Raw genomic sequence first — 25,587 nt, 5'->3', positions numbered from 1 at the left:
CTTTGATTACAAAAGAGACGGAAACTGATTTACTCATCAGTTCCGCCTCTTTTTTACTTTACATTCGTCAAAAGTGGTACGACGTGAATATCTACCTCTCCTCCTGATTTCACTTCCATCCGGCACACGGCTGGCATCGGTAAGGATTTCCAAAATGTATAATCAAATGTCGGATCGAATGTTTCGAGAAGTAACACCATAATGTTTCCATGTGTTCCAAGAACAACTATTTCGTCGGAATGCTTCTCCACCAGTTCATCGATGAATTGCCGAATGCGTTGCGCTGCTTCTTTGTTCGTTTCGCCCCCGAATGGATTATCGTTCGGATGTTGCCATACATACATAACCGCCTCCTGAAAACCGTCAAGCTCTCCAGGTGCTAGTAATCGCTCTCTTAGTTCTTCTACCTCAATAATTGGTTGTCGACGTGCCTCCGCGAGCGGTGCAACCGTCTCGATCGCCCGCTGATACGGACTACTATAGAATCTGTCGATTGGAATTTCTTGAAACGTTTCAAGTAAACGTCTCGCATCTGCCTGTCCTTTATCGGAAAGTGGACGTCTCCGTTCATCCGGTGAGTATGTCGAATGTGCGTGCCGTACGAAATACAGTGTCGTCATGTTTGAATCTCCTTCTTACTAGTGTATCCAGCGGTATCCGATTCCGCGAACCGTTTCCAGATGCTGTTCGATTGGAAAACCGCAAACACGTAGTTTTTCTCTTAAATGTCTGATATGCGAGTCGATTGTCCGCTCGTCTACAGACGCTTCCGCTCCCCATAACATCGTCGTCAGCTGATCCCGTGTCCAAACACGTCGTGGAGAATCTAAAAATACACCTAACAATTCAAACTCCGTCTTCGTTAACGAAATCGTTTGTTGGAGGTAACAACAACGATAGCTTTCCCGGTCATAGGATAGACCATCATACTGTTGCTGTAATAAAACTTCCATTCGTCCGATCAGTTCTCCTTCTTGAATCGGCTTTGATATGTAATCATTCGCCCCTACTTCCCGTGTTCGAATGATGTCTTCCCGCTGATTCCGTGCCGTAACCATCAAGATCGGGATGTTAGAGTGTTTTCGAATGAGACGACAACATGTCCATCCGTCCATATCTGGCATCATGACATCCATTAAAATCAGGTCGAATACGTGCTGACGGCAGAGGTCAAGAGCTTGTTGCGCAGAATCCACAAGCTGACACGTGTACCCATACGGCTGAATATACAATTTTAACAGTTCAAGCATTCTCGGTTCATCATCTACAATCAATACATGCGGCATTTCATTTCTCCTTCCACTGCAGTGTCACTTGTGTTCCATGTCCAAGCTGACTCTTGATGTTCAATTCTGCTCCATGTGTCTGCGCAATTGCTTCAACGATGGAGAGTCCGATTCCAGTTCCTCCATGTTTTCGAGAACGAGATGCTTCCGTTCGGTAGAGCCGTTTCGTTACATGAGGTAAAGATTCTGCAGCAATCCCTTCTCCTGTATCTTCGATTTGAATGAAAGCCCCTACTGCGTTGACACCATAACGAACGATGATTGTTCCCGACGTCGTATGTCGACGTGCATTTTCAATGATATTTACAATCATCTGACGGAGCTGCTGAGCGTCACCTATCACTTCTAATCGCTCACCTTCTATCTCGAACGAAATATTTTCTTGTTCGATGTCCAGGCGCATCAATCGTATCACTTGATGAATCAAGTCTTCGACATCGACAGGTTTTCGTTCCATCATAAAAGCATTGGCATCAATTCGTGCCAGCCAAAATAATTGTTCAATCCATTCATTCATTTGCTGACTTTCTTCTCGAATGATCGTGATGTAGCGTCGTTGTTCATCCGGTGTCAATGTTTGGCGTTTGAGAATATCCGCATATCCCTTTATATATGTCAATGGTGTGCGTAGTTCATGAGATACGCTTGCTAAAAATTCGGATCGTTCCCGATTCAAAAAATCGAGATCCTGTTTTAACTGCTGAATCGAACGCGCCAATTGTCCCAGTTCGTCTTTTCGATCAATTGGCAACTCTCCACTTCCCCCATCCAATAGACGCGCCGTCGCTTTTTCCATCTGAATCAACGGACGAGAAATGATTCGGGTCGTCCAAATGCTTGCCGCACCTGCTAATAATAGTGCGAGCAGACCCACTTGGAAAAACTGCTGTTTCAACGGATCAAGTACGTGATCTACGATTGCTTTAGAAGCGAACATGAAGACATGACCCCGATGTTTCCCGTCGATGGTAATGGGACTGTCCGTCATTAAAAAGTCACGCATCGTCACGATTTTTCCTTGTCGACGGTAATCAAAATCCGTATGCTCTAGCACACTTTTCATCTCACTCGTCAAAGGACGTGATGCTTCGAGTTGTTTTCCTCTTGCATCGGTGATCACGACAGTAAAGGATGAGTTCGCTTCCATCATACTGACATGACGCATCGTCGTTTGGTCGTAGGAATCGACTAGGACATCACGATGGGTATTCCCTCGGTTCAGCAAACCATCCACCACTTCCTGCGTTCGTATTTGAGACAACTGATAATACAACGTCCCGAACAATACACTGCCACAAATTAAAAATGCCGCAAGAACGATTCCTCCGACCGAGTATGAAATACGACGCATGACGTTTCCCTCCTTATCTCTCCATTTTAGTATAGCGAAAAAAACATAATCACTGCCGATAAACGAAACTGTCACTTCATCTGCACACGATTTGCACATACGCTGGGTATAGTAAAAAAGACTAATGACTTCAGGAGGGTTTTATTATGAAAAAATCATTGACGTTAACTGTACTTGCTCTTAGTTCTACGCTTTGGCTCGGTGCATGTGGATCCACTTCAAATGACGATGGAAGTAATAGTGACTCACACGACATGTCACATGGAGATATGATGCATTCGAGTGACGGAAAGGTACCGTCTGGTCTAAAGAAAGCTAGTGATCCGACTTATCCGAGAGGCAGTAATGTCACGTTGACGACGAATCATATGGACGGAATGAACGGAGCAAAAGCAACGATTGCCGGTGCTTATGATACTGTCGTCTATGCGATCAGTTATAAACCGACTACTGGTGGAAAGATGGTGAAAAATCACAAATGGGTCATTCAGGAAGAACTTGATCCCGTTCCAACTAAGCCACTGCAAGTTGGTGATGAAACGACTGTCAAGGCAGATCATATGAAAGGTATGGATGGAGCTAAAGCGACGATTGATGAAGTAAAAGAAACGACTGTCTACATGGTGAACTATGAACCGACGGACGGTGGAGAGATGGTGAAAAATCATAAATGGGTCACCGAGGATGAGATAAAGAAATAATAAAAAAGCCCGCTTTTCCTATAAAGGAGAAGCGGGCTTTCGGTATGATTCTGACTGGGCTCGAACCAGCGACCTCTACCCTGTCAAGGTAGCGCTCTCCCAGCTGAGCTACAGAATCATGTTTGCAGTACGTAATGTACTTGCTAGGACATGTATTAATATATCAAGAAACTAAAAGGCTGACAAGTCTTTTTCCGAAAAAAAAATAAAAAAATTAAAACGGAGGAATTGACCCCCGCTTCCTCCATTTTGAATGACTTACAGGAAGGTTGATACTCGATCGATCGGTAAACGGAGTGCCGGACGTTTTTTTGCATCTTCGACCGCTTTACCGACAGCAATTAACATGACCGGTACATACCGTGACTCGGTAATAAACGTTTCCGTAAAACGTTGATGATCAAATCCACCCATTGCGAGTGTTGATAATCCACGCGCTTCTGCCGCGAGCATCAATTGCATCGCAGCAAGACTCGCATTCGACATTGCCGCGTCGCGACCATACGCTTCACTTTGATAAGCGCCTTCTACTTGTGCTTTGATCGAATCAAATAAATCCTCTGTCATGCCACCTGCTTCTACTGCTGGACCGTACACCGGATTGTAGTTTCGATTAGCTTGAACATCACCTAAGATCGCAATGACTGCTGAAGCCGAAGTGATAGCCGGCTGATTGTATGCGATCGGTGCAAGCTGTTGCTTCGCTTCTTCTGAATGGAAGACCGTGAAATGCCAGTGTTGTAGATTCCAAGCACTCGGCGCCGCTGTCGTCCATTCTAATAGTTCTTCCACTTCCTGTTTTGAAAGTTTGAACGTTTCGTCGTAATGACGAACGGAACGTCTTTCTGTTAAGACACGCATTGTATCAAGTGTTGCCTGTGTCATGTGTAAATCCCCCTTATTATTATCAGATTACTTAGATATCGTAGCATGTCTCTTTTTTATTGTCCTCTATCAATACTTCAAACGAATTTACTGTTATAAAACAATAGTTGACATAAAACTTATGTACTAATACAATAAAAACAAGAAAAAGACCATTTCGTTTATTTTGAAGGAGGAAAAACACATGGAACAACCCCTTTACCAAGAAGCTTCTGCTGCATTCTATCGTGAGCTTCCCGTTAAGACATGCGCTCATTGTGGGAAAGAAATGGACGAGCAATGTGAATCCTATCAAACGGAATGCGATGAGTGTGCTGTAACAGAACACTAATAACACATGAAACAATCACTTATTCAGTGGTTGTTTTTTTATTTCTTACAAACTTCTTCTAAATAAATCGATATTTTTTAGAAAAATCGATTTTTCGTCATCTTTTTGTCATCTGTTTGTTACAAAAGAAACAGTCAGAATGTTACATTATCTGTATATGATATTTTTGACAAAAGGAGCGACAGACAACGATGGATCCATTTACCTCAAGCCACGCTAGCGAACTCGGTCCACGACCGCGTACAAAAAAAAGAAAGTTTTTCCCTCGGTTCTTCTTACTTCTCACACTTGTCTTTCTCGGAGTTGGGGGATATGTCGCTTATCGATACGTATTTACTCCTGAACAACAATCCATTACGACAGGTAAATCCATTACTGTAGTCCCTGTCGTCAATATGGAAAAAGCACGCGTGGAAAAATGGAATGGTGTGACGAAAAAAGTCGCTTATTTAACATTCGAGGATGGTCCATCCGCATTAACACCGGACTTACTTCGAACATTGGATCAACTTCAGACTCGTGCCACTTTCTTTTATCTCGGAACACAAATAGATGCTTTTCCGCAAGAAGTCAAAGCTGCTGCTAAAGCTGGACACTATATCGGATTACACGGGGAAACACACGATTACGATACATTGTACGAAAAAGGACAGTATGTCTCAGAGATGCAAAGTGTTCAGAAGAAAATCCATGAGTTGACGAAGCTAACACCACATTTGACACGACCACCTTATGGCTCTGATCCAGGCATCACGAAAAAAATGGCATCTGCCATTCATTCAGCAGACTTCCGAGTATGGGACTGGTCGATCGATTCAATGGACTGGTATTACAAAGATAGTGCAAAAGAAGTGGCTAATACGGTCATTCGGCGAGCAGAGCGTCCATTTGAAATCATTCTCTTGCATGAACAACCACAAGCTATCAAGGCCCTTCCGGCCATTGTTGCCGGACTTCAGAAAAAGGGCTATCAGTTCGCGATTTATGATGAAGATTTCCATATTCCGTACAACTTCGTGCAATACTCGAATTTATAAGGAGTTACTATCTAGATGAAAAAATCATTCGTAGCAGTACTGTTCCTGTCGAGCTTCGGACTTGCTGCCTGCTCCAACGATTCACCAACCTCTCTTCATGAACAGCTAGAGCAACAAGTCAAAGGTGAAGAAAAGGCATTCATGCTAGCTGATCAACGTGCTCGTAAGGACGAAATTTCAGTTAATACGTACCAAGCTGTTCTTGATGCAGGTGCTGAAGAAATCAAACGCTCTCAAAATGAACGGGAGGAACTAGAAGCCTTAAATGACGAACGGCTTTCTTTATTGAAACAAGAAGAAACGTTACGTAAGGAAACGTACGCTGAACTTGATCTTGAAGAATTGAAGGATGCTGTAAACAAACTTGATGGTAAAGCAAAAACGGAAGGAACTGCCTTAGTGGCAATCATCAAGGAACGCCAGCAGACGTTTCAAACGTTCTCTAAAACGTATCGACAAGCGATGGACGCTGAAAAGAAAGTGCTTTCACGCTTGACTAAAAAACCGGATTTCGTTAAGATTGATGAGTCAACAGCGGATTTAAATCGTTTAACACGGAAAGCTACCGCGTCATTAAAGAAGTGGAATACGCTGACCGTTCAGTACAACCAAACGAAAACCCGGCTGTATCGTTTGCTCGACACATCAACTCAATAAATCACACAGGTTGCAACCAAACCCTGTCCAAAAAACCTGGACAAGGCCCCGTTGCAACCTTTTTTGTGTGGTTTTTACTAAAAATGGAGGGAAATTATTCATGCATCGCTCAAAAGCAACCTTATTCGTTCTCATTGGCGCTATCAGTTATGGTGTCCTCTCAACGATCGTCAAACTCGCTTATGCAGCTGGATTTAACTCAGCAGCCGTTTCTGGGAGTCAATTTTTCTTCGGTTGGCTGATGATTTTCAGTCTTGCCTTATTTACGAAAAATCTTCGTCTCGATCTCAAGACAGCTGGTCTTCTCATGTTGATCGGTATCTCTAGTGGTACAACTGGTTATCTGTACTATCAAAGTCTTCAGACCGTATCGGCATCCGTTGCAATCATTCTCTTATTCCAATTCACTTGGATCGGTGTCATCATCGATGCGCTCGCATTCAGACGTTTACCATCTCGCGCGCATTTCCTGTCTGCGATTCTGTTGATTGGCGGAGCCATTCTTGCGAGTGCCGCTTACTCGAGTCCACTTGACTTCCGTGGAACATTATTCGGTCTTGGAGCGGCTGTCAGCTTCTCAATTTTCTTACTCGCTAGTGGACGCATCGCCAATCATTTACCCGTCATCAAGAAGAGTTTTTACATGATGACAGGTGGTCTTGCTTTCGTCATGACGATGTATCCACCGACGACGTTCTTGTCCTCTGCGAACTTCGAAAATGGACTTCTGTTATACGCGATTCCGCTCGGTCTGTTCGCGTTAATTTTACCACCGCTCTTATTTGCTGCGGGCGCGCCTCACCTCTCCCCAGCAAGCGTTTCTTTGCTTGGAGCAGCTGAACTACCGACAGCGGTCATCTGTTCCGTGTTAATTTTAGGTGAACATCTGACGAGCTCTCAATGGATTGGGATCGTCATCATCTTGATTGGAATCTTTTATCCGATCTATCGCTCGAGCAAAACAGCACCTGTTGCGAACGTACAGCAAAACGACCTTTCCTGAGCTCAGGAAAGGTCGTTTTTTTTACTTCTGTCGTTTCATCGCATCTGCAACGAATTCGACATCTGTGCCAATGATGATTTGAACACTAGTCGCCCCCATCTTCATGACACCTTTTGCTCCAGCCGCTTTAATCGCCGCTTCATCAATGATGCTTGGATCCTTGACTTGAAGACGTAAACGTGTCGCACAGTTGTCAATCGACGTGACATTTTCTGTTCCTTTCAATCCAGCAAAAATTTGAGCTGCTTGTTGTTCATATTTATCGTCTGAGTCCGTCAAAACGACTCCCGTGTCTGTAACGAGCGATTCATCTTCACGACCTGGTGTCTTCAGATCGAATTTTGTGATCATGAAGTAGAACAGGAAGTAGTAGACGACCGCGAACGCGAGACCAACCGGGATGATCAACAATGGTTTTTTCGCAATCCCGAAGTTCAAGGCGTAATCAATGAAACCAGCCGAGAAGGAGAAGCCATGTAAAATACCGAGTAAGTTAACGATGGCCATCGATAGACCCGTTAGTACAGCATGGATGACGTATAAAACAGGTGACAAGAACATGAACGAGAACTCGATTGGTTCCGTAATTCCTGTCAGGAAGGATGTCAGTCCAAGACCAATCATCGCTCCGGCAACGGCTTTTCGATTTTCCTTACGCGCAGCCATGACGATGGCAAAGGCTGCAGCTGGCAAGGCAAACATCATGATCGGGAAGAAGCCAGCTTGATAAATCCCCGCTGTTGGATCTCCAGCGAAGAAACGCGCAATATCCCCGTTCGCTACCGTACCATCTGCTTTTTCGTATGAACCGAAAACAAACCAAAAAATATTATTTAAAACATGGTGCAAGCCGACAGGAATCAGGAGACGGTTAAAGAATCCAAACAAAGCAGCGCCTCCTGCGCCAAGACCGACCATCCATTCACCGGCACCGTTGATACCTTGCTCGATGAACGGCCAAACATAACCAAAGATGAAAGCAAGTACGAGCATGACAGCTGAGGTAATGATTGGAACAAAACGACGGCCTCCGAAGAATGCCAACCAATCCGGTAACTTAATATTGTAGAAGCGATTGTATAGAAGACCGGCAACGATACCCGCAATGATCCCACCGAATACTGCCATATTGACGGTTGAACCGAGCGTCGCCTGGTTCGCAATCGAACTAAGCGTCGCGCCATCGACCTTGGTCGAGGAATCATTGACGATCGCCGCAATCGCATCATATTTTGCTTGAATCTGTGCACTGGAATAATCCTTGTTCATCGAGTCGACGCCATTTTTTAAGACAAGATACCCGATGGCTCCGGCAAGACCCGCTGCCCCACTCGCATCAATCGATAGACCGATTGCGACACCAATGGCAAATATCAATGGAAGGTTATCAAAAATTGCCCCTCCTGCTGCTACCATCAATGGAATATCTAGCATATCCGCCGAACCTAATCGAAGTACGATTCCGGCAGCTGGTAATACTGCGATTGGTAACATCAAAGCCTTACCAATTCGTTGTAGAAACTGCAACATCCCTTTCACCCTTTCCTGAATAAAACGATAATGACAGAACAATGTAAACGCTTTTACGTTTTTAATTATTCCATATAAATATCTAAATGACTAGACCTTCATACAAATTATTCACTATCTTTTTTATTAGTATAAAAATTCATTATAGCAAACACTAAAAACCGGACTAGAGTAATCCTCCAGTCCGGTTTTTCTATTTAATTCCCACGGTCTTAACGACGAGTTGTATCTTCAAAATTTTGTTGAACGTTTCCTACGGTTTTCTTGGCGTCACCTTTTAATTGATCTTTTTTACCTTCGCGCTCTGTCGATTTATCTCCTGTTGCTTTACCGAGTGCTTCTTTTGCTTTACCCGCTACTTTATCAACAAGACCATCTGCTTTTTTATTGAGACCACTGTCATTTGACATAACCATTACCCCCATTTAAAAATTTTTTTTGCGATAGTTGTATGTTCCCGTATGACTGAATTTCAAACATTTCCTGTATCCATACCGACACTCATCCAAACAAAAATAACAGTGAACATCTTGTTCACTGTTATTCGATTTGAATGTATTCATTTACTGGGCGACGGAAACGCCTAACACTTGTTCAATCCGTTCGAACGCCCAATCCAACTCTTCTTTTGTGATGACAAGCGGTGGTGCAAAGCGAATGACTGTCTCGTGTGTTTCTTTACAGAGTAAGCCTTTCTCTTTCAACGCTTCGCAATATGGTCGAGCTGCTTCTGTTAGTTCAACACCAATGAACAATCCACGACCACGTACTTCTTTGATCATCGGGTTGTTGATTTGTTTTAATTTCTCCATGAAGTACGTACCGAGTTCGAGTGAACGTTCCGGTAACTTTTCGTCTTCTAATACTTCAAGTGAAGCAATCGAGACGGCACAAGCGAGTGGATTGCCACCGAACGTCGAGCCGTGTGAACCTGGATTGAAGACAGAAAGGACATCTTTATTCGCAGCAACACACGAGATTGGGAATACCCCACCGCCCAGTGCTTTCCCAAGAATGTACATGTCTGGTGTTACCTCGTCCCAATCAGAAGCAAACCATTTACCGGAACGACCAAGTCCAGATTGAATCTCGTCTGATACGAGCAAAACATTCTGCGCACGACAAACTTCTTGTGCATCTTTTAGGAAGCCATCATACGGAATTAAAATTCCTGCTTCGCCTTGAATCGGCTCCAAGATGAATGCCGCTGTATTTTCAGTGATTGCCTGTTTTAGTGCCTCCAGATCGCCGTATGGAATCGTCTTGATTCCAGGAAGAAGCGGTCCAAATCCTCGTTGATATTCTGCCTCCGTCGACATGGAGACGGCTGTCATCGTTCGACCGTGAAAGTTTCCTTCACAAACGATGATTTCAGCATCACCTGGGATTTGTTTCACTTCATATGCCCAGCGTCGTGCTGCTTTCACTGCCGTCTCAACAGCTTCCGCACCTGTATTCATTGGTAATACCATGTCTTTACCCGTCAATTGTGCTACTTTTTCATAGAAAAAGCCCAGTTGATCATTGTGGAAGGCACGTGACGTCAAAGTGATTTTATCCGCCTGTCGTTTTAGAGCTTCGATGATTTTCGGATGACGATGTCCTTGGTTGACGGCTGAGTAAGCACTCAACATATCCATATAACGACGTCCTTCTGGATCCGTGACGAAGACACCTTCTGCTTCTGAAATGACGATCGGGAGTGGATGGTAGTTATGTGCTCCGAACTGTTCTGTCTGTTGAATGATTTTCTCTGTTTGATTCATCGAGATTCCCCCTTATAGCTCTTTAGATAACGCTTTCAAAATCATTATAGCAGATTTTCTTGTATAATCTTCATCTAAAAAATGTATAACCTAGAGGATTGGGATGCGTAAGAATTGAATATATTGGGAAAAGACAAGACAAGTGAACCGTCATCTCTTTTCATCATAAAGGAGCGTGCGCACGTAATGGATCGTTCGACCATCGATTCCTATGAAGTCGTCATTCAAGAGTTTCCACTACCGTCTTTCATCTTAAATATCGATTTGACTATTCGTTCCTGGAACGAGTTAGCAGAACAGCATTGGGGCTGGACACAACAGGAAATCGTCGGACAAATCGTTCCTTTACTTGACCAGGAAGATATGGCATTCAGCCATCAAATTTGGCATTCCTTTTTAGAACGCCATCAATCGGTCCAATTGCCGAATGCCTCCTTATTCCATAAGTCTGGTACTCCCATGACCTCAACGTTGCTACTGTCTCCTCTACTTGATGAAATAGGCAATGCCATTGCTGCTTTCGTTTGCTGTATTCCGTCTGCTCAACAACCGATTACAACAAAACCATTATTTCAAGGTTTGATGGATTTACGTCAGGCGTTCGATCAAATCGCCAGTGTCGCTGTATTTGACGCGCGTGGTGCAATTACGTATATAAACGCCCAACTCATGGATGTAACAGGTTACTGTCCTGAAATGCTTATTGGTCAGCCATGGTCCATAATTCTCGATCAAACTAGTGCGACTGTCTCAGAAATCCGAACACAACTCCGTGAACGCAAAGCATGGTCTGGTCGTCTTAGTCTCATTTCACACACGGGTGAACGAAAACATCTCCAAGCGACATTGATTCCGATTTATGATGCAAACGGCGTTCGTTTTCAGCATCTGTTCATCGGTAACGACATTACGGAAACAACTGTGCTTGAAGAAGAACTTGATTTTTTAGTGCATCACCATGAGATGACGCATTTATTGAATAAACGTGGATTTTTACGCGAAGGGGAAGCATTGTTCCAGTCTGCTGCATCACATGAACCCATTGCACTCATTTTGTTCGATATCGATCGTTTCAAAGTCATAAACGATTCGTTTGGAACACATGTCGGGGATCAACTCCTTCAAGCAATGGCAACACGGCTTTTGGAACATACGACGGGTGTCCTTGCTTTTCATCCGACGAGTGATTTATTCGGTGTCCTATTACCTGCACCCTCGAGTAATCTACTCTTTCAATATGCTCGAAAATTACAACAAGCGTTACAACGTCCTTATTACATTAACGGTCATTCACTCATCGTTTCTTGCACATTCGGTATCACCGTCTATCCGTCTGAAGCGAAAACACTTGAAGATTTATACCGCCGCTCTGAAACTGCTCTCTATGCAGGAAAATCAATTGGTACGGGAACGATTCAGTACTTAACACACGAGATGGACACACAATTCACACGTAAAATCCAACTCGAACGTTCTCTCTTCACGGCACTCGAAGATCAGTCGCTCTACCTTGCTTATCAACCGATCATCGAGCTTCAATCTCAAGCCGTCAAAGGATTCGAAGCGTTATTACGGTGGAATCATACGGCGCTCGGAAATATTCCGCCGGATGAGTTCATCCCACTCGCCGAAGAAGCTTCTCTAATCACACCAATCAACAACTGGGTCATCATCGAAGCATGCGAACAGCTCGCGAAGTGGCAACAAACGATTGACCCTGAATTGACGATGGCGATCAATATTTCACCGCACCAATTCCAAAGTGACTCCTTTATTCGAACGTTGCAACATATCGTAACGGAGCGACTCGTTTCGCCATCTTCCGTCACGCTCGAGATGACAGAGAATATTGCTATCTTACAGACACAACGAACCGTCGAACGCATGCACCTCATTAAGTCACTCGGTTTCCGCTTATCGATTGATGATTTTGGAACCGGCTACTCTTCTTTACAGTATCTCAGTGCGTTTCCAATTGATGAATTAAAAATCGATAAAGTATTCATTGATGGACTAGCAAAGAACGATCATGCTTTGCTGGATTCTATCATTCAACTGGGTCGCAATCTAGAGTTGAACCTCGTCGCTGAGGGTGTCGAGACAGAACATGCCTTGACTTACTTGAAAACGACAGATTGCCAGTACATGCAAGGGTTCATTTTCTCTGAACCACTGTCCGTACAGGATGTCGAAAAAAGATTCTTAACCCCTTAATAAAAAAAGAAGTCACGGTGATTTTTATCCACCGTGACTTCTTTTGCATATCGTTTCTTACAATTGAATTTCTCCTACGACCATTCCGTAAACAGCCACTCCGGCTAAGACAACAAGAATCATGCTAGCAATCCACTCATAACGTGACATGCCTGTCCGTTGCTGTTCTCGTTCTGCTAACGCATATGCTAAAATGCCCGGCGCATAAACTAACGCCGCAATGACGATATACCAAACGCCCGACGCATAGACGAGCCAAATAGAGTACGCGGATGCGATGACCGAGAAGAGTAACATTTTCCGATTCCGCTCTTCCCGTGAAGTCCGGATGCTGTACAAGGCTGATAACAGATATGGTAAGAGCGCACAAATCCCGGCAATACTTGATAGAACGAGATACGTCTGTGCAGAGAATAGCGCAATCCCAGCAACAATTTGTGTGGCGATCTGTGTAATCAGCAGCGCTCCAACTGGCGCCCCTTTTCGATTCGTCTTAGCGAATGCTTTCGGGAACGCACCATCTTTCGCAACCAAATATGAAATCTCTGATGCTAAAATCGTCCATCCAAGAAGCGCTCCGGATAGTGAGATGATTAAACCAATCATGATGATCGTCGCGCCGACTGGTCCGATTGCTGCCTCTAGTACATACGCCATCGTCGGTTCCTTTAATCCAGCCAGTTTTTCTTGACTAAGGACGCCAAGTGATAAGACCGAAATCAAGATATAGATGACCAAAACACCAACGAGTCCCGTTACGGTCGCTTTTCCGACATCACTTCGATTTTTAGCACGACTCGATAAAACGACTGCCCCTTCAATTCCAACGAACGCCCAAAGCGTGACGAGCATCGTTCCCTTGACTTGATCGAAGATTGAACCGAGTTCTGTCCCATCTCCCCAGATGTCTAAATTGAACGTTTTGATATTAAAGGCGATCCCAACCAATAGAATGAAAATCAAGATTGGAACAAGCTTTGCAATCGTTGTAATCAGATTGACGAGGGTCGCTTCCTTAATCCCACTTGAGACGAGCCAGAATAATCCCCAAATGACGACCATACTCATCAAAAGAAGGAATATCCGATTCTCTGCCGCGAAAATCGGGAAGAAATAACTAATCGCATTGAAGACGAGCGTGATGTTCGCAACCGTTCCAATCCATGCAGATACCCAGTATCCCCAAGCACTGTTGAAACCGACGAAACGTCCGAACCCTTCACGTGCATAAGCATAAATACCACCTTCAAGTTCGGGTTTACTGTTTGCAAGGTGCTGGAAGACGAGCGCGAGCATGATCATTCCAATTCCTGTAATACTCCATCCGATGAGAATAGGTCCTGCACTTGCACTCTGAGCCATTGCACCGGGAAGGTTAAAGGCACCTCCACCGACCATCGAACCGATGACCATTGCTGCGAGAGCAAAGAAGCCGATTTTTTGCTGATTCATGATGAGACACTTCCTTTTTCCGTATATCTATTACATCTTACGTATATTCATTCGAAAGACACAAAAGTCATTATAACAAATCACCTTTTAAAGTAAAGAAAGGATTTGAGACGAATGAACTGGATTCATGTATTTCAGCTCGAGGACCTCTTTAAACTCCTAATGGCTGCTGCCCTTGGAATTTTCATGGGATTCGAGCGTGAAATAAAAAATAAACCGGTCGGTATACGCACTAGCCTCGTAATTACCCTCATCAGCTGTCTTTTAACCATCGTATCCATCAAATCCGTTTCACTCTATCACGATATGGCGACGAATGTTCAAATGGATCCGATGCGCCTTGTCGCACAAATCATTGCCGGTATCGGCTTCATTGGTGCTGGTGTCATTTTGCGTCGCCCTCACGATATCGTCAGTGGATTAACGACGGCCGCCATTATATGGAGTTCAAGTGGAATTGGAATTGCTGTCGGTGCAGGATTTATATGGGAATCGGTTTTTCTTGTTTTATTTTTGTTCTTCTTATTAGAGGGATTGACTCGAGGAATGCGCCGTATTAATAACAGTCGATTCGAAGCGAACGTCCTTGTCGCACACTTGCTCCTTCCTGCTAATCTGGACCCATCTGAAATCATCTTCGCTCTTGAACGAAAAGGTGTTTATATTACGAATATGCGCATGCGGGGAGATCCGGTTCGGTTGACATTACGAATGTATTCTCCTCATAAACTGACCATATTCCTACTTTATGACTATTTAAAATCACTCGGAATTAAGGATATAGACCTTGATCAGTGAGAATTATCTGAAAATTTATGTTGCATTTTTAATCACTTTCACTTAAATTAACAATATGTTCACATTTTTCTGAAATATTTAACTCTAACTCTCGGGGGGTCATCGTTCCATGAATAAAACATCGAAAATTGCGTTTGCTGGACTATCTAGCATCGCACTACTTGCTGTCGCTGCATGCGGGCAAGGAAATGATGAAAACACAAGCGGATCTGATTCAAAAAACAAGAAAAAGGAAGTCACGCTCGTTTCGACGACAGATGTACCTCAGCTTGATCCGACGAAAACGACGGACTCGACTTCCATCATTGTTACGAACAACGTCTTTGAAGGACTTTATCGACTCGATGGTGATAACAAGCCGACACCTGGAATCGCAGAAAGTGTCGAAGTGTCAAAAGATAAAAAGACATATACGTTCAAATTGCGTAAAGATGCGAAGTGGTCGGATGGATCAGCCGTCACAGCAGATGATTTCATCTATGCTTGGAAACGTGCACTTGATCCAAAGACAGCAGCAGAATACGCGTACATTTTGCAGGACTTGAAAAATGCCAATAAAATTATGGCAGGCAAAGCTGAACTCGATGAACTCGGTGTCAAGAAAATCGATGATCAGACACTTGAAGTGCAACTCGAAGCTCCAGCACCTTACTTCCTTGGTTTGACGAGTTTTCCGACTTACTTACCATTAAAGCAATCATTCGTTGAAGATAAAGGCGATAAGTTCGCGACAAGTGTGGACACTATGGTCTTCAACGGACCTTTTGTCCTCGATAAGTGGCAAGCGAACGCGGGTTGGACATATAAGAAAAACCCGGATTATTGGGATAAAGCAAACGTCAAGATGGATCAGATTAACGTTAAAGTCGTTAAGGAAATCTCGACTGGCGTCAACCTCTTTGAAGCAAAAGAAGTCGACTTCGCACCGATTACATCTGAATTCGTCTCACAATATGAAAAATCAGATGATTACAAGACACGTCCAGATGCTCGGATCAACTTCCTCCGCTTTAACCAAAAGAATAAAGCATTGAAAAACAAGAACATTCGAAAAGCGCTCGCACTTGGTTTTGAGAAACAAGGGATTACGGACGTCATCCTAAACGATGGATCAAAACCAGCAAACTTCATCGTTGCGAAAGACTTCACGTTCACACCCGATGGTGAGGATTTCCGAGTGAAATATCCGGATCTTCAAAGCTATGATGCTGATGCAGCGAAAAAAGCTTGGGATGCTGGTTTAAAAGAACTTGGTGTCAAAACAGTCGAACTCAGCATGCTCTCACGAGATGAGGATGCATTCAAGAAAGTTTCTGAATACTTAAAAGGTGATCTAGAGAAACATCTTCCTGGTTTGACGATCAATATCAAACAACAACCGTTCAAGAACTTCCTCGACCTCGAATCGAAGGGCGATTATGATATCTCTGCAGCTGGATGGGGACCTGACTATCAGGATCCAATGACGTTCCTCGATATGTGGTTGACAGGCGGAAGCTTCAACCGGATGGAATACTCGAACAAAAAATTCGATGATCTCATCAAAGGGGCAAAACAACAAGCAGATGAAGCGAAACGCTGGTCTGATATGCAAGAAGCTGAAAAAATCTTGCTAACCGATGACTACGCGATCGCGCCAATCTATCAAAAAGGTGAAGCGTACTTGCAACGAACAAATATTGATAAATTATACCGTCACCCATTCGGTGCCGATATGAGCTTTAAATGGATGGAAATCAAGTAAACGAGGACCTGACACACACATCGAATTCTTTAATCAACAAGTAGTGGACCTCGTCCGCTACTTGTTTTTGATTTCCTGAAGATATCTCTAAAAACAACAAAGACCCCTTCTGACGGAGCCATCGGGGGTCTTTACTGTGCGATTTGTTTATAAAAAGCGATTTCTTCATCTTGTCCTTCTTCCACTGCTCGGAAGAATTCAGCAAAATAGGCGTACAAAACGGTGCGTTCTTCATACGTCGGTCTGGCTTGACGAATAACGGAGAATGCAAGGTTTCGCAATTGACGTTTCGTTCGCCGATGTGTCGGAAGTGCATAAAATTGACGCGTGAATGAACGATAGACGTCCGCAATCAAGACTTCATGTCCTTCAAAATATGATTTATCCATAAATATAGTCCCCTTTCCACTTTAGTGATCCTATTCTTTTCTACGACTCTTTTAAATAAAGAGTTTCAAAGAAAGTGAGATTTCTCACAAATGATATAGACCTTACTATAACAAGCTTTCCAAAATGATTCAACATCCAAACTATTAAGTTTCATTAAGAATATTTAGAGCTTTTGTAAAGTATCTTTCTTTGATTTTAGATCATCTATTTCTAATAAAAAACGGTCTGAGTCCCGGAAAGAGACTCAGACTCGCGATGGACTTTAGTTTGCTTGTACTGAAATATGCTGGAAGTGTTTCACATCGAATAACCCACTGTCGGTCAACTTCAATTCCGGAATGACCGGTAAGCAAAGGAACGACATCGTCAAATAAGGATTAAAGGACCGATCCGCTTCTAATACATCAAGTGCATCGTTTAATGCTTCGAGTGTGTCCCCGACTTCTTGGAAAGGACGATTCGTCATCAGCCCAGCGATTTCAAGCGGTAACTCTGCAAGCACGTCTTGCCCATTAACAGCAATGACACCCCCACCCGCTTGAACAAGACGTTCTGCAGCAAGTCGCATCTCTTCGTCTGATGCCCCAACGATGACGAGATTATGTGAATCATGGGCAACGGTCGCAGCAATCGCTCCACGCTTCATCTTAAATCCTTTGACGATCCCAACTGCTGAGAACGATGTCCCGTGATGACGCTCAATGACAGCAATTTTTAAGAGATCCTCCTCTGGCACAGGAACGAAATGTCCTTCTTGAAGCGGAACGTCAAGAATCAAGTGCTCGGTGACGATGCTTTTCGGAATGACTCCGATGACATGCGCACGTGGTGATTCGAGTGGAAGGGCGAATACTTCTGGTGTGATCGGTTTTGTATTCAAGGTTCCACGTAATGACTCCGGCACATGAGCACGGCGAACGGGTCGAATCGTTTTCCCTGCTCGTGCGACACAATTCCCTTGAATATAAACCTCATCAATCACGACGTTATCGGCATCCGATAATAAGACGAAGTCCGCCCGGCGTCCTGGTACGATGGCTCCCCGATCGTCTAGACGATACGCGTTTGTCGCGTGCAACGATGCCATCGCATACGCTGTTTCGCGTTTAATCCCATGACGAATCGCATAGCGAATATTATAATCAATCGTACCTTCGCGTAATGTATCGTCCAAATGTTTATCATCCGTACAGAAGAGGAACCTGCTGGCATTACTCTCTGTCACGGCATCGAGTACTTCCTTCAAGTTACGGGCTGCTGACCCTTCCCGTATTTCGACATACAGACCACGACGTGCTCGTGCAATTGCATCTTCCTTACTGATGGATTCATGATCCGTCCGAATTCCAGCGACACCATAAATATTGATTTCGCGTGGTCCGAGTCCTGCAGCATGTCCATCGACAAGTTTCCCTGCGTCTTCAATCTGTTTGATTTTTTGTAACATGTCGCGATCGGCTCGTTCGACAGCCGGATAATCCATGACTTCCCCTAAACCATGGACACCCGGATGATTGACGAATGGCGCAAGTGCCGCAGCATCAAGTGATGCTCCCGCGTGTTCAAACGAAGTCGCCGGAACACAGCTCGGTAACATCATGCGCACGTCAAGGGCGAGACCTTCTGCATCGTCTAGCATGAAGGACAAACCTTCTGCGCCTTTGACGTTCGCAATCTCATGTGGATCCGCGATGATCGTCGTGACGCCTAGTGGTAAAATCGCCTGCTCATACTCACTTGGTGGTACCATCGATGATTCAATATGAACATGGGCATCAACAAAACTTGGAGCGATGAACAGACTCGTTCCCGGACGATTCTCGACTCCTTCATATCCCTCTCCGACAGCAGCGATATAACCTGAATCAATCGCTACATCTGCTGTATACGTCTCACGTGTCATGACATCGATGACTGAAATGTTCTGATAGACGACAGCTGCTTTCTCTTTTTTTGCAGCAATCGCAATCAATCGTTCACGTACTGTTTGTTCCATCCTGTCTCCTCCTGGTGTAAGCGTATTTTCACTATCTTACAATTAGTTTGGAAGCTGTTGCAATTTATTTTTTGTAACGTCAAGATGAAAGAGTATGGATTTAATGCCTGAGGGGGAAAAACGCATGAAATATCGTGTCGGTTCACTTATTCCAAACATCGATCCATCCGTTTATTTAGCGGATGGATCAAAGGTCATCGGAGAGGTCACGATCGGAAAAGACTCATCCGTCTGGTTCAATACGGTCATCCGGGGAGATGAAGGTCCGATCCAAATCGGAGAACGCGTCAACATTCAAGATGGTTCGATGATTCATCAGTATGAAGGGTTTCCGACTATCATTGAAGATGAAGTCACGATTGGTCATATGGCAATGATTCATGGAGGTATCATTCGAAAAGGAGCGTTGATCGGGATGTCGGCGACGATCCTTGATGAAGCTGAAATTGGAGAAGGTGCATTCGTTGCTGCGGGAAGTCTTGTGCCGCCAAAAATGAAGGTGCCTGCCGGTGCGATGGTCATGGGTGTTCCTGCAAAAATCGTCCGGGATATCAGTGACCATGATCGATTCATCATGGAACGAACAGTCCGAAAATACGTGAAACGAGGGCAGCAGTATGCTGACAGTTGTGAAGCCATTACAGAGGATTTGACAAGTTTGTGAGAACGTTTACAAAGTTCACGGGTTCTTAACACCTCCCCTCTTCCGTCTTTACAATTCTTTCGTACACTAGAGGTGCAAGAGATGAATCAAGACACAGAGAGGGGATTTTATATGATTCCAGTATATGAAGAACGTATTATCTCTGATTTATTTTCATCTACGAGTAACCCAAGCTATGGTTTGCCGACGTTACCTGAATTCGAAACAGATTGGTTGACAGTCGAGGTTCAAGTACGTATCGTTAAAGATGCCGAGCACCGCCTTGGAACATTAAACCGAGAGGAAGAACGTGTATGATTCAGCAACGCACTGTTCGCGCTTGGCTCGCTAATCGCATCAAAAAATAATTTAATCACTTGATTACGTATTTTCCAAAACGATATAGCGCGTCAGCGCGCATACAAAAAGAGCCGAAGCGGATTCCCGCCTCGGCTCTATCTGTTTATTTAGAAATCAACCCTTCTTTAATCAAGAAATCGCGCGCGACTTTTTCAGGACGTTGTTTCTCAACATCTGCTTTGTAGTTCAGTTCTTGCATTTTTTCATCCGTGATTTTATCCTTCAATGTGTTGAGGACTTTTTTCAGCTCTGGATGTTCTTTAATGGTTTCTTGACGAACAAGTGGTACCGCATAGTATGGTGGGAAGAACTCTTTATCATCTTTGAGTACAGTCAAATCAAACTTCTTCAAAAGACCGTCTGTTGAAAAACTATCGATGACATTCGTTCGACCGTTCGTCAATGCTGTATAGCGAAGTCCTCCATCAACTGGTTGTACATCTTTGAACTTCATATCCGGATACTTCTTCTTTAGACCAAGATAACCATCTTCACGGTTCGCGAATTCAATCGTTGAACCGAGAATCAAGCGATCACTGACTTTTGACATGTCCGACACTGTCTTCAAGTCGTACTTCTTAATGTCTTCTTTTGTCATGGCAAGAGCATACGTATTGTTGAAGCCGATCGGATCTAGGACATCGACCTGACTTTTTTCGGGAATCATCTTCCCGACTTTTGCATAGACCGTTTTCGGATCCGTCTCGACCTCTTGCTTGAGCACGTCGATCAACAATGTCCCTGTGTATTCGACATATGCGTCAATTTCCCCTTTTTCAAGCGCCCCGTAAGCGACCTTCGTCCCTCCGAGATTTAATTGACGTTCGACTTGTAGATCCGTTTTATCTTCGATTAAATCCGCTAACATATTTCCAAGAATCAACTGTTCCGTAAAGTTCTTCGATCCGATGACGATCTTATCTTCCTTGAGGAAAGAATAAGCGACTGTACCACCAACCAATAGGAAGACGATGCTTGCGATCGCGATCTTGCGTCCCGCTGACATCGCTTTACGGCGTTTCCGTGCCTTGTTTTTAATTCGACCATCCGCGAGCGGAATACCGTTCGGTGCCACCGAATATTCAATCCGGCTGACGACAAAGTCGATGACAAGGGCTAAAATACCAGCTGGAATCGCTCCGGCGAGAATCTGGTTATTATCAACCGTTTGAATACCTGAAAAGACGAGGTAACCAAGACCACCGGCACCGATGAATGCTGAAATCGTCATTAAACCGACCGCTGTGACGGCTGAAATCCGAATCCCTGCCATCATGATCGGTAAGGCAAGCGGAATCTGGACCTTACTGAGGATTTGACGATCCGTCAAACCAATTCCTTTTGCTGCTTCAAGCGTATCTCCCGGAATACTCGATAGACCTGTGTACGTATTTTTGACGATCGGCAAGAGTGAATAGAGCACGACCATGATGATCGCTGGTGTCGATCCGATACCGATGAACGGAATTAAGAAACCGAGTAAGGCAAGACTCGGGACGGCTTGCACGACGCTCGTCAGCGCGAGGACCGGTTTTGCGAACTTTTGATAGCGCGTGATTAAAATCCCGATCGGAATCCCAAGGACGACGGCGATGACGACGGCAAAGACCGTCAGCTGTAAGTGCTCCAGTAATAAGTCACCGATTTGATCGGTATTATTTTTTACATAATCAAAGAAACCGTTCATTGAACTTCCTCCTCATGAATGAATTGCTCACTCAAGACGGAAAGTAAGCTACTACGTGTGATTAATCCTCTTAGTTTTCCTGTTGCATCTGTTACCGGCAGATAACCTGTCTCTTCCTGATTCATGACTTCAAGGACATCAAGTAACGAATCGTGTTCATTGACGGCAATGATTTCGCCCTCCATTACTTCTTCAATTCGTTGGCTCTTATCCGGGATCGTCTGGATGTTCTTTAACTTAATCAGCCCTTGTAAAACGCGGTCACGATCAGTGATCAATAGACTGTCGACTTTTCGCCCACGCATGATTTCAATTCCCTGTAGCAATGTACGTTTACCACTGATTGAAACTGGATCCTCAATCATGATATCTTCTGCCTTGATGAATTCTGGACTACTCCAAATTTTATTTTTTCCGATGAACGATTCGACATATTCATCTTTTGGATGACGCAGGATTTCTTCTGGAGTATCGAACTGAACGATCTCCCCATCACGCATGATACATATCCGATCCGCTAACTTGATCGCTTCATCCATATCATGAGTGACGAAAACAATCGTCTTTTTCACTTCCTCTTGTAAGTTGAAAAGCTCTTCCTGCAAATCATTACGAGTAACGGGATCGAGAGCACTGAACGGCTCATCCATTAGGATGACATCAGGATCATTCATCAGAGCACGCGCGAAACCGACACGTTGCTGCTGTCCGCCACTGAGTTCACTCGGATAACGATCAATAAATTGTCTCGGATCAAGCCCGACCATCGTTAATAGTTGTTCTGTCCGCTGATCCATCTCATCGTGATCTTTCCCCTCAAGTCCAGCAATCAATTGAATGTTTTCCCGGACCGTCATATGAGGGAACAGACCAGTTTGCTGAATAACATATCCCATATGGCGTCTTAATTCAATCGTATCCGTCTTCATGATATCCTTCCCATTGACCAAAATCGTACCTGAAGAAGGTTCGATCAATCGATTGATCATTTTAAGTGATGTCGTTTTCCCACAACCACTTGGTCCGATGAAAACAACGAGTTCACCCTTTTGAATCTCGAGCGATAAGCCTTTTAAGACGACATTTTCCTTAAACTGCTTGCCGACGTTTTTGAATTCGATCATTCCTTCTCACTCCTTTTTACTATTTCCATATATTATAGTTTCCCAAAAAGGTTACGGTTTAAACAAATTTCCATTAGATCAGTTTTATTTCTTTGAAAAAGGGGAAATTCTTAGTTCTTTTTTTAAAAATAAAGGGAATACCTAAATAAAGAGTACTGATAAAGCATGTTTTGATGAAGGAGGCCCTTAACGATGAACATCAAGAAACCCACCATCATGATGATCGGATTGCTTCTCCTAACCCCACTTTCAATTCCCTCACAGGTCGATGCAGCGAGTTCTACGTTTGTCACAAAAGGAACGACGACCAAAAAAGTCGTCGCATTGACATTTGATGACGGTTCAGATGGAACGAACATTGCCAAAATATTAAGTGTCTTAAAAAGTAATCAAGTGAAAGCTACTTTCTTTTTAACAGGCAGTGGTGCAAACAACCATCCTCAATCGATTAAAAACATCACAACCGCCTCTCCAACACATCAAATCGGCAATCACTCGTATTCACATCCGGATTTCACGACTTTATCAGCAAGCCAAATGACAAGTGAATTATCCCGGACGGAGTCGCTCATCCGATCCTTGACCGGAAAAACGACGAAACCGATTTTTCGGGCGCCGTTCGGTGCGAGTAACAGTAAGGTATTGAGTGTCGTCGGAGCGGCTGGTTATACGAAAACGATTCAATGGAATATCGATTCGACGGATTGGAAAGGAATCTCTTCAACAGCCATCTTGGATCGTGTGTTACCAAAAGTCGTTCCTGGATCAATCATCCTCATGCATACTGGGGCTGGTGCGAAAGGAACACCAACCGCCCTGCCGACGATGATTTCGAAATTAAAAGCAAAAGGCTATTCGTTCGTCACGATTTCAGAACTGTTGCGTTCTACGGTCCCAACCGGTACGACGTATACTGTCAAAGCGGGCGATACACTCTATTCGATTGCCCGTAAATACAATGTCTCGGTCTCTGCCCTCGCGAGTGCGAACAACATCACGAATTGGAGTCTACTCAATGTCGGTCAAGTCTTAAAAATCCCGACAACGACGTATACGGTTAAAGCGGGTGATACACTTTACTCGATTGCGACACGTTACGGCGTCACCGTCACAGTATTAATGCAGGCGAACGGCATCACAAATCCGAATCTCTTACTCGTTGGACAAGTCTTGAAAATCCCAAAATAAATAGACTGATCACAGCAAAAAAAACGATTCCTCTCTAGTCGCGAGAAGAATCGTCACATGTATGAAAAACCGGCGAAACGCCGGTTTTTTTGTCGTCAATCGCTTGACCCCTCACCTCTTATGACTCCGAACGGACCCCACTGATTCCAAGATCACACTGAACTAAGTCCGCATATGTTTGTCGACGGACGACTTCGCGGGATTCCCCGTCCTGAACGAAGACGAGTGCCGGACGTAAGAATTGATTGTAGTTGCTTGCCATCGAGAAGTTATACGCTCCCGTTCCAAATACAGCGAGGGTATCGCCACTCTTTGGCGTAACTAACTGCGCTTTTTCAGCGACGAGATCACCTGATTCACAAGCTGCTCCAACGACGGTCACTTCGGTCGTTTCGCCACTCATCCGGTTAGCGATGACGGTTTCATAAACCGCTCCGTAAAGTGCGGGACGAATGTTATCCGTCATTCCACCGTCCACCGAAAGATATGTCCGGACGCCTTCGATCTCTTTTATTGCCCCAACTGTATAAAGTGTCGTCCCTGCATTCGCAACGATCCAGCGTCCTGGTTCGATACCGATTCGCGGACGTTCGATGCCAAGTCGTGCCGTTTCCGTCTCAATGACATCCATGACGCGTGCGATCGTCGCTTCAAAATCAAGTGGCTGGTCGTCCTGCGTATAGGCAATTCCGAACCCACCTCCAACGTTGACTTCGCTGACTGTGAAATCATGTTGTACACGAATTGTTTCGACGAAGCCCATCATCGTCCGAGCCGTCTGTTCGAACAGCGACGGATCTTGGATTTGCGAACCGACATGACAATGGATGCCAAGTAACGATAGATGTTCTGATGCTAAAATCGCTTCGATTGCGTCCAAGTAATCTGACGCATGTGTCGAGAAACCGAATTTCGTATCGACACCACCTGTCTGAATTTTCGCATGCGCTCCACCGATGACTTGTGGCACGATCCGAATCAAGACATGAACCGTTCGACCAGCTTGTGCCGCAATCGCTTCCAGTTGTGCAATCTCTGCAAAGTGATCGATGACGATTCGTCCGACACCTTCTTCGACAGCATACTGAAGATCAGCCGTTGATTTATTCGAACCATGGAAATAAATTCGCTCTGCTGGAACGCCCGATTGACGGGCGATGAAGAGTTCCCCGCCCGTGACGACGTCAATTCCAAGACCATGACGCACGACTTGTTCATACACCGCACTGACAGTCAATGCTTTAGAAGCGAAGGAAGCATACGTATTCGGATACTTATCAAGGAAGTGTTCCCGGACGGTCGCCAGTCGATCCGTCAGCTCCCGTTCTGCCATCACGTACAATGGTGTTCCGTACTGTGCTGCAAGATCGGTCGCTGCGACACCATCGATGTGCAACGTGTTGTTTTCTTCTGTCAGGTATTGACTTCCATACATAATAAGTTC

24 protein-coding genes and 1 tRNA gene are annotated in these 25,587 nt (G+C 44.4%); 11 read left to right on the top strand and 14 right to left on the bottom strand.

Annotation, left to right across the window (positions count from 1 at the left end):
* Positions 1 to 53: 53 nt before the first annotated feature.
* Genes B3M90_RS11200 through B3M90_RS11190 form a run of 3 tightly spaced genes read right to left on the bottom strand, consistent with a single transcriptional unit; the run spans position 54 to position 2,637 of the window.
* Positions 54 to 620, bottom strand: a complete 567-nt coding sequence (locus B3M90_RS11200; RefSeq protein ID WP_214856412.1) for a histidine phosphatase family protein — start codon at positions 618 to 620, stop codon at positions 54 to 56.
* 18 nt (positions 621 to 638) lie between these two features.
* A complete protein-coding gene (locus B3M90_RS11195; RefSeq protein WP_214856411.1) occupies positions 639 to 1,286 on the bottom strand; it encodes a response regulator transcription factor in 648 nt (215 codons plus the stop codon).
* A 1-nt stretch (position 1,287) separates the two neighbouring features.
* Positions 1,288 to 2,637 carry a HAMP domain-containing sensor histidine kinase gene (locus tag B3M90_RS11190; protein ID WP_290784142.1) on the bottom strand — a complete coding sequence of 450 codons (1,350 nt, stop codon included), beginning with the start codon at positions 2,635 to 2,637 and terminating at the stop codon, positions 1,288 to 1,290.
* A gap of 146 nt (positions 2,638 to 2,783) precedes the next feature.
* On the opposite strand from B3M90_RS11190, the gene B3M90_RS11185 reads away from it, so the two are divergent.
* Positions 2,784 to 3,338 (top strand): YdhK family protein, encoded by a 555-nt coding sequence (locus B3M90_RS11185; RefSeq protein ID WP_290784140.1) that lies wholly within the window; start codon positions 2,784 to 2,786, stop codon positions 3,336 to 3,338.
* A 45-nt stretch (positions 3,339 to 3,383) separates the two neighbouring features.
* Here B3M90_RS11185 and B3M90_RS11180 read toward each other — a convergent pair.
* Positions 3,384 to 3,456: transfer RNA gene (locus B3M90_RS11180), tRNA-Val, on the bottom strand.
* Positions 3,457 to 3,596: 140 nt separating this feature from the next.
* The gene (locus B3M90_RS11175; RefSeq protein ID WP_290784138.1) at positions 3,597 to 4,223 is read right to left on the bottom strand and encodes a nitroreductase family protein; all 627 of its coding nucleotides are present in this window, start codon (positions 4,221 to 4,223) and stop codon (positions 3,597 to 3,599) included.
* 184 nt (positions 4,224 to 4,407) lie between these two features.
* On the opposite strand from B3M90_RS11175, the gene yhfH reads away from it, so the two are divergent.
* From yhfH to B3M90_RS11155, 4 genes are all read left to right on the top strand, one after another.
* The gene (gene yhfH / locus B3M90_RS11170; protein ID WP_064505459.1) at positions 4,408 to 4,554 is read left to right on the top strand and encodes a protein YhfH; all 147 of its coding nucleotides are present in this window, start codon (positions 4,408 to 4,410) and stop codon (positions 4,552 to 4,554) included.
* A gap of 191 nt (positions 4,555 to 4,745) precedes the next feature.
* Positions 4,746 to 5,591: a polysaccharide deacetylase family protein gene (locus B3M90_RS11165; RefSeq protein ID WP_214856405.1), complete on the top strand. Its 846-nt coding sequence runs from the start codon at positions 4,746 to 4,748 to the stop codon at positions 5,589 to 5,591.
* 15 nt (positions 5,592 to 5,606) lie between these two features.
* Entirely contained in the window at positions 5,607 to 6,248 is a 642-nt protein-coding gene (locus B3M90_RS11160; RefSeq protein WP_214856404.1) for a YkyA family protein, read from the top strand.
* 100 nt (positions 6,249 to 6,348) lie between these two features.
* Entirely contained in the window at positions 6,349 to 7,251 is a 903-nt protein-coding gene (locus B3M90_RS11155) for an EamA family transporter (RefSeq protein WP_290784135.1), read from the top strand.
* A gap of 21 nt (positions 7,252 to 7,272) precedes the next feature.
* On the opposite strand, the gene nagE is transcribed toward B3M90_RS11155, so the two are convergent.
* The 3 genes from nagE to B3M90_RS11140 all read right to left on the bottom strand — a co-directional run bounded on the left by nagE (position 7,273) and on the right by B3M90_RS11140 (position 10,547).
* Positions 7,273 to 8,781, bottom strand: coding sequence for an N-acetylglucosamine-specific PTS transporter subunit IIBC (nagE, locus tag B3M90_RS11150; RefSeq protein WP_214856402.1), 1,509 nt, complete (start codon positions 8,779 to 8,781; stop codon positions 7,273 to 7,275).
* Between the two features lie 212 nt (positions 8,782 to 8,993).
* A complete protein-coding gene (locus B3M90_RS11145; RefSeq protein ID WP_035412412.1) occupies positions 8,994 to 9,191 on the bottom strand; it encodes a CsbD family protein in 198 nt (65 codons plus the stop codon).
* A gap of 153 nt (positions 9,192 to 9,344) precedes the next feature.
* The gene (locus tag B3M90_RS11140) at positions 9,345 to 10,547 is read right to left on the bottom strand and encodes an ornithine--oxo-acid transaminase (protein WP_023467138.1); all 1,203 of its coding nucleotides are present in this window, start codon (positions 10,545 to 10,547) and stop codon (positions 9,345 to 9,347) included.
* Positions 10,548 to 10,733: 186 nt separating this feature from the next.
* Between B3M90_RS11140 and B3M90_RS11135 the strand changes: the two genes are divergently transcribed.
* Positions 10,734 to 12,761: an EAL domain-containing protein gene (locus tag B3M90_RS11135; protein ID WP_290784133.1), complete on the top strand. Its 2,028-nt coding sequence runs from the start codon at positions 10,734 to 10,736 to the stop codon at positions 12,759 to 12,761.
* Positions 12,762 to 12,818: 57 nt separating this feature from the next.
* On the opposite strand, the gene B3M90_RS11130 is transcribed toward B3M90_RS11135, so the two are convergent.
* Positions 12,819 to 14,216: a basic amino acid/polyamine antiporter gene (locus B3M90_RS11130; protein ID WP_201247407.1), complete on the bottom strand. Its 1,398-nt coding sequence runs from the start codon at positions 14,214 to 14,216 to the stop codon at positions 12,819 to 12,821.
* A 111-nt stretch (positions 14,217 to 14,327) separates the two neighbouring features.
* Here B3M90_RS11130 and B3M90_RS11125 point away from each other — a divergent pair, with 111 nt between their 5' ends.
* Both B3M90_RS11125 and B3M90_RS11120 read left to right on the top strand, forming a co-directional pair.
* Positions 14,328 to 15,011, top strand: coding sequence for an MgtC/SapB family protein (locus tag B3M90_RS11125; RefSeq protein WP_290758312.1), 684 nt, complete (start codon positions 14,328 to 14,330; stop codon positions 15,009 to 15,011).
* Between the two features lie 109 nt (positions 15,012 to 15,120).
* Positions 15,121 to 16,755, top strand: a complete 1,635-nt coding sequence (locus tag B3M90_RS11120) for a peptide ABC transporter substrate-binding protein (RefSeq protein WP_290784131.1) — start codon at positions 15,121 to 15,123, stop codon at positions 16,753 to 16,755.
* 131 nt (positions 16,756 to 16,886) lie between these two features.
* Here B3M90_RS11120 and B3M90_RS11115 read toward each other — a convergent pair whose 3' ends face one another.
* Both B3M90_RS11115 and ade read right to left on the bottom strand, forming a co-directional pair.
* The gene (locus B3M90_RS11115; RefSeq protein ID WP_035412398.1) at positions 16,887 to 17,144 is read right to left on the bottom strand and encodes a hypothetical protein; all 258 of its coding nucleotides are present in this window, start codon (positions 17,142 to 17,144) and stop codon (positions 16,887 to 16,889) included.
* Positions 17,145 to 17,407: 263 nt separating this feature from the next.
* Positions 17,408 to 19,141: an adenine deaminase gene (gene ade, locus B3M90_RS11110; protein WP_290784129.1), complete on the bottom strand. Its 1,734-nt coding sequence runs from the start codon at positions 19,139 to 19,141 to the stop codon at positions 17,408 to 17,410.
* 124 nt (positions 19,142 to 19,265) lie between these two features.
* On the opposite strand from ade, the gene B3M90_RS11105 reads away from it, so the two are divergent.
* Positions 19,266 to 19,805, top strand: a complete 540-nt coding sequence (locus B3M90_RS11105; protein ID WP_214856398.1) for a gamma carbonic anhydrase family protein — start codon at positions 19,266 to 19,268, stop codon at positions 19,803 to 19,805.
* Positions 19,806 to 19,916: 111 nt separating this feature from the next.
* Positions 19,917 to 20,102, top strand: a complete 186-nt coding sequence (locus B3M90_RS11100) for a hypothetical protein (protein WP_290784127.1) — start codon at positions 19,917 to 19,919, stop codon at positions 20,100 to 20,102.
* A gap of 145 nt (positions 20,103 to 20,247) precedes the next feature.
* Here the strand turns inward: B3M90_RS11100 and B3M90_RS11095 are convergent, their stop codons facing one another.
* Positions 20,248 to 21,831 carry a glycine betaine ABC transporter substrate-binding protein gene (locus B3M90_RS11095; protein ID WP_214856396.1) on the bottom strand — a complete coding sequence of 528 codons (1,584 nt, stop codon included), beginning with the start codon at positions 21,829 to 21,831 and terminating at the stop codon, positions 20,248 to 20,250.
* Positions 21,828 to 22,955: an ABC transporter ATP-binding protein gene (locus B3M90_RS11090; protein WP_035412384.1), complete on the bottom strand. Its 1,128-nt coding sequence runs from the start codon at positions 22,953 to 22,955 to the stop codon at positions 21,828 to 21,830. The genes B3M90_RS11095 and B3M90_RS11090 overlap by 4 nt, the downstream gene beginning before the upstream one ends.
* A 192-nt stretch (positions 22,956 to 23,147) precedes the next feature.
* On the opposite strand from B3M90_RS11090, the gene B3M90_RS11085 reads away from it, so the two are divergent.
* Positions 23,148 to 24,143, top strand: coding sequence for a LysM peptidoglycan-binding domain-containing protein (locus B3M90_RS11085; protein WP_290784125.1), 996 nt, complete (start codon positions 23,148 to 23,150; stop codon positions 24,141 to 24,143).
* A gap of 118 nt (positions 24,144 to 24,261) precedes the next feature.
* Here the strand turns inward: B3M90_RS11085 and lysA are convergent, their stop codons facing one another.
* Positions 24,262 to 25,578 (bottom strand): diaminopimelate decarboxylase, encoded by a 1,317-nt coding sequence (gene lysA, locus B3M90_RS11080; protein ID WP_290784123.1) that lies wholly within the window; start codon positions 25,576 to 25,578, stop codon positions 24,262 to 24,264.
* Positions 25,579 to 25,587: the final 9 nt, after the last annotated feature.

This window comes from Exiguobacterium sp. UBA6309 (assembly GCF_002439205.1).
Lineage (GTDB): Bacteria > Bacillota > Bacilli > Exiguobacteriales > Exiguobacteriaceae > Exiguobacterium_A.
The sequence above is the reverse complement of the archived record's forward strand: the minus strand, read 5'-3'. Positions and strand labels throughout refer to the sequence as shown.